Here is an 11,452-nt window from a genome sequence, read left to right as displayed (position 1 = left end):
AGCGTGGTTTGGTCATTCCAAACAAGCTTCGAGCAACGCAGCCCTGCACAACAGCAGGCCCGGCCCTTCGGGTTGTGCCTTAAAGCGGGCCAGGCTGCGTTGCAGGCCTTGGAAAGGGAACAACCATTCCCAGCGGCCTGCGCCTTGCCTGGCCCGCTTTAAGGCGACAACGCGGTGGGGAAACCCATTGAGAACGCCCCCTAGTTCTTTATAGTCTGCCCAACGGGGGATCTCAAAAGTCCGGCGCGTGGTTGTGCCTCAAGATTTTTCCAGGTTACCCAGGATGTGCCCGTGGACTCGCATGCAGACTTTCAAATCCGCCTCATCGACGCCTTCGAACAGTTCGTGGCGCAACTGGGTGGCAATGGTTTCAATTTGTTCGATCAAGGGCCGAGCCGGGGCACAAAGGACGATTTTTTTCGCCCGACGGTCTTCCAGCACGGATTGGCGTTGCACCAGCCCCTGACTTTCCAGGCTGTCGAGCAGTCGGGCCAGGGTTGGACCTTCGACGCCGACGCTTTGCGCCAGTTCGCGTTGGGTGGGGGCATTCTCGAAACGCGCCAGGTGCAGCAGCACCAGCCAGCGCGCCTGGGACAGACCCAGGCCAGCCAGTCGGCGGTCCAGTTCGGCACGCCAGCCCCGAGACATCTGGGCCAGTTGCATGCCAAAGCGGTGTTGATCGGTGAACGGCATAAAACACTCATGGTCAGACTGAAAATAGAGAAAAACTAATTATTAGTCAGCTAAGCATGACCTTTGGCTATAGGCAAGGCTTGCTCTGTACTGAATCGTTACATCTGTGCTGCTGGTCATTCAGACTTCGAATTCCGACTGCAGGGCGGCACGAACGCAGTACAAAACGCCTTCCGGAACTCTCCCCGCGAACAGCGCAGCAATTTCCGACACGGCCGGCAGTTCGCCTTCGCCGTCGAGGAAAGCGTCCTGGACTTCACCCATCAACTCTTCGGGCAGGTCCAGCGCCTGTTCCAGCGACAACTGCTGCTTGCCAATCGCCTCGGCGAGCATCGCGTAAACGTTCTTTTCCGAGCATTGCAGCTGACCAGCGATCTGCAACGGCGTCATGCCGGCCCGGGCCAATGTGATCAGCTCGTGGCGCACATCGGCCACCACTTTCGGCGCCTCGACCTGACCGCCGAGCACTTCGAGGAAGGCCTCGCCGTAACGCTCCAGCTTGCGCGCGCCAACGCCGCTGACCGTGGCCATTTCCGCCAGCGAGGTCGGCTGGCTGCGGAGCATTTCCAGCAGTGTCGAGTCGGGGAAGATGACGTACGGCGGCACACCGTGTTCTTCGGCCAGTTTGCGGCGCAGGGCACGCAAGGCTTCCCACTGTTCGCGCTCTTCACCGCGAACCAGTTGGCTGGCTTGGCTCTTGCTACTTTTAGCGGTGGTTTGCGGCTTGAGGTCGCGGCGCAGTTCCAGGGTCACTTCACCCTTGAGCAATGGCCGGCAAGTGTCACTCAGACGCAGCCCGCCGTAGCCTTCGAGGTCGATGTCTGCCAGACCACGGGCAACAAGCTGTCGGAACAAGGAGCGCCATTCGCTTTCCCCCATCGCTTTGCCTACGCCGTATACCGACAAATGCTGATGACCGAAGCTGCGAACCTTTTCGTTGTCCTTGCCCAGCAATACGTCGACCAGATGACCCACGCCATAACGCTGACCGGTGCGGTAAATCGCCGACAGCGCCTGACGGGCCGGCTCGGTGGCGTCCCAGGTTTGCACGCCATCGACACAGTTGTCGCAGTGGCCGCAGGGCTCGGGCATGTCTTCGTCGAAGTACGCGAGCAGGGTCTGGCGGCGGCAGCGGGTTTCTTCGCAGAGCGAGAGCATGGCATCGAGCTTGTGCTGCTCCAGACGTTTGTGGCGCTCGTCGCCTTCGGAGTTTTGCAGCATTTGCTTGAGCATCACCACGTCTTGCAGGCCGTACGCCATCCAGGCATCCGCCGGCAAGCCGTCACGACCGCCGCGACCGGTTTCCTGGTAGTAGGCCTCAAGAGACTTCGGCAAATCGAGGTGCGCGACAAAACGTACGTTGGGCTTGTCGATGCCCATGCCGAACGCCACGGTGGCGACCATGATCAGCCCTTCCTCGTTGAGGAAGCGCTTCTGGTGATGCGCCCGCGTGTCGTTGGGCAGACCGGCGTGGTACGGCAGCGCCGGGAAACCTTGCTCGCTGAGGAACACCGCGACTTCATCAACCTTTTTGCGCGATAGGCAGTAAACGATACCGGCATCGCTGCGCCGCTCGGCGAGGAACGCCAGCAACTGCTTGCGCGGCTGTTCCTTGGGCACGATGCGATAGAAAATATTGGGGCGGTCGAAACTCGAGAGGAAGCGCTCGGCATCCTGCAAATGCAGGCGATCGACGATTTCTTCGCGGGTGCGCTTGTCGGCTGTGGCGGTCAGGGCAATACGCGGGACGTTGGGGAACAATTCCGCCAATTGGCCCAGTTGCAGGTATTCCCGCCGGAAGTCGTGCCCCCATTGGGACACGCAATGCGCTTCGTCGATGGCGAACAGGGCGATTTCAAGGCTTTGCAGGAAGGCCAGCATGCGCGGCTGAACCAGGCGCTCGGGCGCCAGGTAGAGCATTTTCACCTCGCCGCGCTTGATCCGCGCCGCCAGATCACGCTGTTGCTCAGCGCTCAACGTGGAGTTCAACGCCGCTGCGGCGACGCCCAGCTCTTCGAGGGTGGCGACCTGATCGTCCATCAGCGCGATCAGCGGCGACACCACCACCGCCAGGCCTTGGCGCAGCAGTGCCGGCACTTGGAAGCACAAGGACTTGCCGCCACCGGTAGGCATCAGCACCAAGGCGTCGCCGCCACTGGCCACGCGCTCAATGATTGCACCCTGACGGCCACGGAAACTGTCGTAGCCGAAGATGTCCTTGAGGACGCGTTGAGCCTGTTCGAGCATAAAAACTCCAAAAATCACCGAAACATCCCTGCAAGGCTGGTTCAGAATCATGAAAGCTGCACCGACAAATCGTAAGTGCGCATTGCATGACGCTGCACATTTAAGCCGTGACGCCAGCAGGGCATCACAAAACGCGCGAGTATACCCGACGCCTGTCCCACAAAGGACGCCGCTCGCCGATCCTCTGTAGGAGCTGCCGAAGGCTGCGATCTTTTGATCTTGATTTCGGCGCGGCTGGAATTGTTGAAGATCAAAAGATCGCAGCCTTCGGCAGCTCCTACAGGGGGAGGCAGTGTGTCCGGGGGCCAAATACGCCGCGCGGCTGGCCTGAGCGCTCAAGAAGGCCTAGAATTCCCGCATCGTATATTCCCCAAGGTAGCCCTTTAATGTCCTTCGCTGAGCAACTAACCCGCCTGCAAGTCTTCCTCGACGCCGACGAGCTGCATGACGAGGCGCTGGACTACGTGGCCGCCCACGGCTACCTCACCGCGCTGTCGATCTGTTCCGAGAGCGTTCCCGACCGTGAATGGATCGACGCGCTGTTCGCCGAAGAGCCGCATTACGCCGACGACACCGAGCGTGAAGCGATCGAATCCACCCTGTTGCTGCTCAAGGCGCACATCGCTCGCCAACTGGCGTCCGATGAAGAGTTCGAACTGCCGTGCGAACTCGACCTGGGCGACGAGCCGGACGATTCCGACCTGCGCGGCTGGTGCATCGGTTTCATGGAAGGCGTGTTCCTGCGCGAAGCGGCCTGGTTCGAAACCGCCGAAGACGAAGTCAGCGAAATGCTGCTGCCGATCATGGTCGGTTCGGGTCTGTTCGACGAACAGCCTGAGTTCTCCGACATCGCGGCCGACGCCAACCTGATGGACGACATGATCGTGCAGATCCCGGAAGCCCTGACCGCGCTGTACCTGCTGTGCAACGCGCCAGACGAAAAACCGGCGATTCTCAAGCCACGTCATCACTAAGGTTTTGCCTATGGACAACCCCATAGGCAACCGCTCCCTGATGTTGCGCTACGTGCTGCTGGCCATCGGCTGGCTGAGCGTAGCGCTGGGGGTGATCGGGATTTTCCTCCCGGTGCTGCCCACCACACCGTTCCTGTTGCTGGCGGCCGCCTGTTTCGCCCGCAGTTCGCCGCGCTTTTATCAATGGCTGGTTGAACATCCACGGCTTGGGCCGTGGGTTCGCGATTATCTGGATGGCAACGGCATTCCGCTCAAGGGCAAGGTCTATGCGATCGGCATCATGTGGGCAAGCATTCTGCTGTCCTGCTACCTGGTGCCCTTGCCGTGGGCGCGCGGGTTCATGCTGACCAGTGCAGTGCTGGTGACGGTTTATATCCTTCGGCAGAAGACGCTGCACAAGACTTGAGATTCAAGTGTTTGCGGTAAAGATCGCAGCCTGCGGCAGCTCCTACGGGATCGAGTACATCCACACCATTGTCGGTGTACCCGGTCAGTGTAGGAGCTGCCGCAGGCTGCGATCTTTTGCTTTGTGGGCCGACGACCTGCCCTTCCTCGCTGAAAACACCGCCTAGACTTCAGACATCTGCACCCGAGCAGCCAGACATGTCCCGCAGTCCGCGTAGTCCAGGAAGGTCAACGCTCCGACTTCGGTTCGGTGGATGGCTGCTGCTGACGAGTTTTCTGCTGGCAGGGTCAGGCAGCATCTCGGCTGACCACGACTTTGCGCAGACTCTGCAAACGGTCCAAAAACGTTACGGCCCCCTTGGCTTGGCCCGAGGACGGATCGAGGCCTGGACTCAAATGCTGCAAAGCGAACTCAACGCGCCCGAGCGCGAACAACTGAACGCGGTCAATCGCTTCTTCAATCAACAACTGAGTTTTCAGGACGACACGCGTATCTGGCACCAGACCGATTACTGGGCCACGCCAGTGGAATCGCTGATCAAGGCCGCCGGCGACTGTGAGGACTACGCCTTGGCGAAATATTTCAGCCTGCGTCACCTCGGCATTCCCAGCGAGAAACTGCGCATCACCTACGTCAAGGCCCTGACCCAGAACCAGGCGCATATGGTATTGACCTTCTACAGCAGCCCCACGGCCGACCCGCTGGTGCTGGACAATCTGATCGGCGAGATCCGCCCCGCTTCCCAACGCAAAGACCTGTTACCGGTGTACGCCTTTAACGCCGAAGGCCTGTATTTACCAGGAGCCAATGGTGGCAAACGCAGCAGCGATTCGAAAAAACTGTCGCGCTGGCAAGACGTGTTGAGAAAGATGCAATTTGAAGGGTTCGCCGTGGGCGAAGGCTAGCCGCTACTGCAAGGAGCGTTTTATGTCACTGCGCAAACAGTTGTTTCTCGCCATTTGCCTGTTCTTGCTGGTGGCCTTCGGCGGCAGTTTTTTTGTCAGCCTGGAAAGCTCTCGCGAACAGATGCTCGGCCAGCTGCGCTCCCACGCTCAGGACGCCGCCACGGCATTGGGCCTTTCATTGACCGCGCAGATCGACGACCCGGCAATGATTGAGTTGATGGTCAGCTCGATTTTCGACAGTGGCTATTTCAGCAGCATCCGGGTCGTCAATATTGTCGATGAACAGGTATTGGTGGAACGCAGCGCGCCGGCGCAAATCGAGGGTGTTCCGGGCTGGTTTGTAAGTTTGGTGAACCTGCGTCCACAGGGTGGCGACGCACTGATCATGCGTGGATGGGAGCAGGCGGCACGGGTCGAAGTGTTGAGCAATCCACAATTCGCCCTGGCCAAACTCTGGGACAGTACACTCGGCAGCCTGATCTGGCTGTTGATTTGCGGACTGCTCAGCGCCGTGTTTGGTGGCTGGCTGTTGCGCCGGCAATTGCGCCCACTCGACAAGATGGTCAAGCAGGCTGAAGCCATCAGTAAGCGCGAGTTTCGCAGCTTGCCGAAACTGCCGCAAACCCCGGAACTCAAACGCGTGGTGCTGGCCATGAATCAGATGGTGGAGAAACTCAAGGAGCTGTTCGAAGAAGAGGCCGCGCGCAGCGAAAAACTGCGGTCCGATTCTTATCAGGACAGTCTTACGGGTTTAGCCAACCGGCGCTTGCTGCATGAGCAACTGGCCGATGAACTACTGGTTTGCGAGCAAAGCCGCGACGGCCATTTACTCATGCTGCGGATCAATGACCTGATCGGTCTCAACCAACGTTTGGGCGGCCAGCGCACCGATACCCTGATCGGCGCCGTCGGCGAATTGCTTAAACGTCTGACGCAGCCACCGGAACGTCGAACCTGGCTTGCGGCGCGCAATCGTGGCGGTGAATTCAGCTTGCTGACGCCAGGCGTGGAAACTAAGGATGCCGCCCGTCTGGCCTCCGAAATCAGCGCCACTCTGGAAAACCTGCGCCTGACCGGTGCCAGCGACTGTATGCCGGTGGCGCACCTGGGCGTCGTCGCCTACAACCCCGGTGAACCGGTAAGCGACGTGCTGCTGCGCCTCGATCAAGCGCTGACCCAGGCCCGACAGCACCCCGAGCGGCCGTGGATACACTTGGCCCATTCCGATACCGCTCCGAACCAGTCCCAACATGACTGGCGCAGCTGGATCGACGAAGCGCTGACCGAGGGCAAGCTGCAGCTGTATTTCCAACCGGTGGTGCAATGCGCCGATACCAGCCAGGTGCTGCATCACAAAGTCCTCGCACGCCTGCTCGACCCGCAGGGCGAGGCAATTGCCGCCGGACATTTCCTGCCGTGGATCGAGCGTCTTGGCTGGTCGGCACGGTTCGACCTGGCGATGCTGGAAACCACCCTCGAGTATCTGGCCGCCAACCGTTGGCCGCTCGCGCTGAGCTTGTCCGGCAGCACGCTGCGCGATCAGGCCCAACTGAAACTGATCTGCGACATACTTGAATCACTGCCGGAACTGGCGCCACTGCTGACCCTGGAAATCGACGAACGCCAACTGCCGCCCCCCGAAGAACTGCAACGCCTGAGTCACAGCCTGCTTAACACCGGTTATCGCATCGGTTTGCAGCATTTCGGCGGCAGCTTCAGCCAGATCGGTAACCTGACGCAGTTGGGGCTCGCTTACCTGAAAATCGACGGAGCCTACATTCGGGGTATCGATGAACAGACTGACAAGCGCCTGTTCATCGAGGCGATTTTCCGGGCGACCAATAGCATTGATCTACCGTTGATTGCGGAGATGGTGGAGACGCAGGGGGAGCTGGAGGTCATTCGGGAGTTGGGGTTGTTTGGGGTGATGGGAAGACTGATCGGGCCGCCGGAGCCGATGTAGTTTTGCAACGCCCTATGTCCATGGTGTTCACCTGTTTTCATTCACAGTAGAATCCGCGCCATATATGTTCCCCGGAAACATCACCTCTGCCGCAGCCTGGCATCGGTCTACATGGAGGAAAGTCTGTGAAACTGATCAGGCTGGAGCTGGAAAACTATCGCTGCTTCCCCACACTCACTCTCGAGATCGATGAGCAACTGACTTTGTTGGTTGCCCGAAACGGCCAAGGCAAGACCAGCCTGCTGGATGCCATCAAAGTTGCATTGTGGCCCTACCTCCGTGGATTTGACCTCGGTAGCACCACTAATGACATCACTGGCATACACCCAGACGATGTTTTTTTGCGCCCCGTCAAAGCGCATCAGATGGAACCTTCTCTCCCCTCTCGCCTGACCGCCCATGCTTTATTTCTGGAAAAAGTATGGCAGTGGTCACGTCGCCGGGAAAGCATCCGAAAAGGTACACAAACCCGGGGGGATGCCGACGCCACCAGGCTAGAAGCCACAGCCGAAGTACTTGAAGTACAGATCTTTGACAGAGCGGTTTCCGGGCAACTGAAACCGTTCGACTTACCTGTTCTGGCTTACTACGGCACCGGACGGCTCTGGAGTCAGAAAAAACTGACGGCAGCTTTTGAAAAGGCCGAAAACGCTGAGTTTTCGAGGACCTATGGCTATCGCGATTGCCTTGACCCGGCCTCCAGCTATAAACACTTTGCCAAATGGTACACACGAATTTTCCGCAGCTATCGTGAAGAACAAATTCGTAATATTGAGCGTGGAAAGCTCAGCATTGACGTGAAGGACGAGTTCGCCCATCCGGTTCTAGCGGTGCAGAACGCAGTGAATGCTGTCCTGGCAACTCAAACAGGATGGCGAGATCTGGCCTATAGCAGTGAGTTCGCCGATCTGGTGCTAGAGCATCCAGTTCACGGAGTTCTGAAGGTCAGCCAACTCAGCGACGGGATTCGCAATATTGTCGCCCTGGCTGCCGACATTGCCTACCGCTGCGTCAAACTCAATCCTCACTTGGGTATCCTCGCCCCTCGTAAAAGTACTGGGGTCGTGTTGATTGACGAGGTCGACATGCACCTTCATCCCTCGTGGCAGCAAACCGTCATACCTGATCTGCTTGGGGCTTTCCCGTGTATCCAATTCATTGTGACGACCCACAGCCCGCAGGTAATTACTTCAGTGCCAGCACGCTGTATCCGAGTTCTACAAACCGTGACCGACGAAAAAGGGCGTAGGGTCACCGTGAGCAATGTGGATCAACAGACTCAGGGCGTAGCCAGTTCGCAGGTGCTCGCCTACGTCATGGATATCGATCCGACGCCGGACAATGAGCCTGCTCAAAAACTGAGCGAGTACATGGCGCTTATACAGCAGGACCTTCATGAGTCAGCAGAGGGCCTGGCCCTCCGTGAGTACCTGGATGAACATTTCGGCACTCAACATCCCAACATGCTTGACTGCCAGCGGCTGATCAGACTGGAAACGTTCAAACGCAAACAGCTGACAAATCAGTAAGAAGAGGGAATCGGGTACATGCGCAAGCTCGTTCGGGGTGAAGGACCACGCTGTCTTACCCGCTACAAACATGGATTGCACAGATGGTCGCTGGACTCGCCGACGCTGCCGGAGCGTGCGCAAATCTGGGAACATCTGCGAGCCATGCAAGATACTCGTTGCGCCTACTGCGAAACCGATATCAGCAAACACACCAATGCGCAAATCGAACACTTTCGGCAGAGAAAAAGACACCGCCAAGGTACTTTCGATTGGAGCAATTTGTTCGGTTCATGTAAACGGGAAGAATCGTGTGGGAATTTCAAAGACCGGTGTCGCCTCTATGATCACACCGTCCTGATAAAACCCGATGAAGACAATCCTGACGACTATTTCATTTTCGTCAGCGACGGCACAATTGCACCACGTGCAGATCTCGATGCCCCGTTGCGCCACAGAGCAGTCGAAACCTTGCGCATCTTCAATCTGGATGCTGAGAACGGTGCGCTTCGTGAAATGAGGCGAGAAGCTGTGCGTCGCTGCCTGGATACAGCGGAAGCACTCCAACAACTGTTTCTGGAGAATCCGGACATCGAAGACTTTCAGCAATTTCTTGAGGAAGAAATACTGGAAACAGCCCAACTACCCTTTGCGACAGCGATTCGCCATACGTTATCGATATGCCTTTGACCGGGAAACTCTGCCGGGTGGCATTTGCCCTGATGAAAAATCAGAGCGAATACCAGCCGACCTGAAGTTGCAGGGTTGCCCTGCAACATAGAATCTCTCAAGGTGTTCGGTGCCGGCGTCTCAGGGCCGGCGATCCTCGACCCGAGCCTGACTCTTGCTCCAATCGGTCAGCAGGCTATAAGCCACGGCCAACAAGGTCGGGCCGATGAACAGACCGATAAACCCGAACGCAATCAACCCGCCAAACACCCCGAGCAGCACAATCACCAACGGCAAATTCCCGCCCCGACTGATCAGGTATGGCTTAAGCACGTTGTCGACCCCGCTGATGATGAACGTGCCCCAAATCCCGAGGAACACCGCCATCCCGTACTCACCCTTCCAGGCCAACCACGCCGTGGCCGGAATCCACACCAACGGCGGCCCCATCGGAATCAGACTCAGCAAAAACGTCACAATCCCCAGCACCAGCGCCCCGGGCACGCCGGCAATCAGGAAACCGATCAACGCCAGCACTGCCTGAGCCGCCGCTGTGCCGATCACCCCGTTGACCACCCGCTGTACGGTGCCCGCCACCAATTCGATGTAATAGCCGGCGCGGTCACCGATCAGCCGTTCCAGCAACCCATGGATAAACACTGCCAACCGTGGCCCGTCCCGGTAGAAAAAGAATACAAAGACAATACTCAGCGTCAGCTCGAGGATGCCGCCGCCGATCTGTGCACTGCGCGCCAGCAACCAGTTACCGACCTGGCCCAGATAAGGCTTGATCGCCAGCATCATCGCCGCGCCTTGCTGATCGATGCTGTTCCAGATACCCACCAAACGCTCGCCGACCAAGGGAATACTGCCCAGCCAGGTCGGTGCTTCAGGCAGACCGTCGACTTGCACATCCTTGATGAACGCCGTGGCATCGCGTACATGATCTGCCAGGTTGAAACCCAGCCACACCAGCGGTGCTGCCACCAGTAACATCCAGGTCAGCGTCAGTAACAGCGCCGCCAGGGATTCACGACCATTGAGCCAACGGGTCAGCAAACGCATCAGCGGCCAACTGGCAAACGCCAGCACCGCGCCCCAGAACAGCGCCGACCAGAACGGCGCCATCACCCAGAAGCTCGCGCCAAACAGCACCAGGAGCAGAATCTGCACCAACAGCCGGTCGTTATTGAGCATGTATGATCCCGAAAAAAGTCAGCCGAAAAAGTCAGCCAGCAAAGAGTAGGCGAACGCGCGAACCGCGTTCGCCTGATGAAGCTTATCGCAACAGCTCGAAGTGCAGGCCAGAGCCTTCGACGTTGCCGGTTTCCATCCGCGCCGAGCGCACACCCTGGCCGATCAGCGCCTGACGCCAGGCTTCGGCATTGGGCCCCGAAACATTGACGCGCAATGTAGTGTCCAGGTTCAGGCCTCGGGAAAGCAAACGCAGCCAGGTTTCGTCAGGGTCGCCGTCGAGTTTGGGGAAATCGAGTTTTCCGGTGCTTTTTAGCTGTCGCAGCAAGGTCGCGGAAGTTGGCACCAAATCGCCCAATGGTGCAGCAGCGTCGAACTGCTCGACGTGCAAATAGGCTTTGCGATTGCCGCGAGTGATGCTGTAAAGCGCCACCAGTGTGTTGTCTTGAGGGGCTGCCAGACGCAGCAGCAAATAAGCCTGCTGATTATCGGCGCCATACAGCTTGGCGTTGCCGAAGACTTCATTGGCCCACAGACTGCTTTCGCCACAATCCCGGGCCTGGCACCAGAACAGCAACTCGGCGCCCTGTTTCTGCAAGGCTTCGCGAGCGGTGGTGAAGGCATCGGTGGAGGAATGCTCCGGTGGCAATTCGTAGGTCACCGAGGTGGTTTGACCCCGGGCGGTGACTTGGCCGTCAAAGCGCAGCTGGCCACTGATCTTGCGGATCGAACCCAGCGGGTAGATCCGCTCGAGCTCGACAGCCGGGCGATAATCGACGATCTGCGCATCGGCCATACGCGGCACGATCGGCAGGTCCTGGCTGCCAGGGACATCAGCGGCAAATAAAAGAGGACTGAAACAACACAGCGCCAGCAGAGTGAGTGAACGCATG

General features: G+C 58.4%; 10 protein-coding genes. 6 read left to right on the top strand and 4 right to left on the bottom strand.

Features of this window, described 5'->3' with window-relative positions; all coding sequences use genetic code 11:
- Window positions 1–258 precede the first annotated feature (258 nt).
- Together ACYZT2_RS09125 and recQ are read right to left on the bottom strand one after the other, a co-directional pair.
- Entirely contained in the window at window positions 259–693 is a 435-nt protein-coding gene (locus ACYZT2_RS09125; protein WP_461971536.1) for a MarR family transcriptional regulator, read from the bottom strand.
- A 120-nt stretch (window positions 694–813) separates the two neighbouring features.
- Window positions 814–2,940: a DNA helicase RecQ gene (gene recQ / locus ACYZT2_RS09120; protein WP_461971535.1), complete on the bottom strand. Its 2,127-nt coding sequence runs from the start codon at window positions 2,938–2,940 to the stop codon at window positions 814–816.
- A 386-nt stretch (window positions 2,941–3,326) separates the two neighbouring features.
- Here recQ and ACYZT2_RS09115 point away from each other — a divergent pair, with 386 nt between their 5' ends.
- The 6 genes from ACYZT2_RS09115 (at window position 3,327) to ptuB (ending at window position 9,386) form a co-directional block, all read left to right on the top strand.
- A complete protein-coding gene (locus ACYZT2_RS09115) occupies window positions 3,327–3,914 on the top strand; it encodes a UPF0149 family protein (RefSeq protein WP_461971534.1) in 588 nt (195 codons plus the stop codon).
- Between the two features lie 10 nt (window positions 3,915–3,924).
- The gene (locus tag ACYZT2_RS09110) at window positions 3,925–4,320 is read left to right on the top strand and encodes a YbaN family protein (protein WP_461971533.1); all 396 of its coding nucleotides are present in this window, start codon (window positions 3,925–3,927) and stop codon (window positions 4,318–4,320) included.
- 197 nt (window positions 4,321–4,517) lie between these two features.
- Entirely contained in the window at window positions 4,518–5,225 is a 708-nt protein-coding gene (gene lapG / locus ACYZT2_RS09105) for a cysteine protease LapG (RefSeq protein ID WP_461971532.1), read from the top strand.
- Between the two features lie 22 nt (window positions 5,226–5,247).
- The gene (lapD, locus tag ACYZT2_RS09100; RefSeq protein WP_461971531.1) at window positions 5,248–7,188 is read left to right on the top strand and encodes a cyclic di-GMP receptor LapD; all 1,941 of its coding nucleotides are present in this window, start codon (window positions 5,248–5,250) and stop codon (window positions 7,186–7,188) included.
- A gap of 125 nt (window positions 7,189–7,313) precedes the next feature.
- Window positions 7,314–8,717: an AAA family ATPase gene (locus ACYZT2_RS09095; RefSeq protein ID WP_461971530.1), complete on the top strand. Its 1,404-nt coding sequence runs from the start codon at window positions 7,314–7,316 to the stop codon at window positions 8,715–8,717.
- A gap of 18 nt (window positions 8,718–8,735) precedes the next feature.
- Window positions 8,736–9,386 (top strand): retron Ec78 anti-phage system effector HNH endonuclease PtuB, encoded by a 651-nt coding sequence (ptuB, locus tag ACYZT2_RS09090; RefSeq protein WP_461971529.1) that lies wholly within the window; start codon window positions 8,736–8,738, stop codon window positions 9,384–9,386.
- A 120-nt stretch (window positions 9,387–9,506) separates the two neighbouring features.
- On the opposite strand, the gene ACYZT2_RS09085 is transcribed toward ptuB, so the two are convergent.
- Together ACYZT2_RS09085 and ACYZT2_RS09080 are read right to left on the bottom strand one after the other, a co-directional pair.
- Entirely contained in the window at window positions 9,507–10,562 is a 1,056-nt protein-coding gene (locus ACYZT2_RS09085) for an AI-2E family transporter (protein ID WP_461971528.1), read from the bottom strand.
- Between the two features lie 82 nt (window positions 10,563–10,644).
- Window positions 10,645–11,451: a DUF4892 domain-containing protein gene (locus ACYZT2_RS09080; protein ID WP_461971527.1), complete on the bottom strand. Its 807-nt coding sequence runs from the start codon at window positions 11,449–11,451 to the stop codon at window positions 10,645–10,647.
- Between the last annotated feature and the right edge of the window lies 1 nt (window position 11,452).

Source organism: Pseudomonas sp. MDT1-85 (genome assembly GCF_054898065.1).
This window is presented reverse-complemented; position numbering and strand designations above follow the sequence as displayed.

Bases quoted from the DNA above. Each gene is read 5' to 3' on its own strand.
- ACYZT2_RS09125 (WP_461971536.1), bottom strand. From the start codon at position 693: ATGCCGTTCACCGATCAACACCGCTTTGGCATGCAACTGGCCCAGATG.
- recQ (WP_461971535.1), bottom strand. From the start codon at position 2,940: ATGCTCGAACAGGCTCAACGCGTCCTCAAGGACATCTTCGGCTACGAC.
- ACYZT2_RS09115 (WP_461971534.1), top strand. From the start codon at position 3,327: ATGTCCTTCGCTGAGCAACTAACCCGCCTGCAAGTCTTCCTCGACGCC.
- ACYZT2_RS09110 (WP_461971533.1), top strand. From the start codon at position 3,925: ATGGACAACCCCATAGGCAACCGCTCCCTGATGTTGCGCTACGTGCTG.
- lapG (WP_461971532.1), top strand. From the start codon at position 4,518: ATGTCCCGCAGTCCGCGTAGTCCAGGAAGGTCAACGCTCCGACTTCGG.
- lapD (WP_461971531.1), top strand. From the start codon at position 5,248: ATGTCACTGCGCAAACAGTTGTTTCTCGCCATTTGCCTGTTCTTGCTG.
- ptuB (WP_461971529.1), top strand. From the start codon at position 8,736: ATGCGCAAGCTCGTTCGGGGTGAAGGACCACGCTGTCTTACCCGCTAC.
- ACYZT2_RS09085 (WP_461971528.1), bottom strand. From the start codon at position 10,562: ATGCTCAATAACGACCGGCTGTTGGTGCAGATTCTGCTCCTGGTGCTG.
- ACYZT2_RS09080 (WP_461971527.1), bottom strand. From the start codon at position 11,451: ATGCGTTCACTCACTCTGCTGGCGCTGTGTTGTTTCAGTCCTCTTTTA.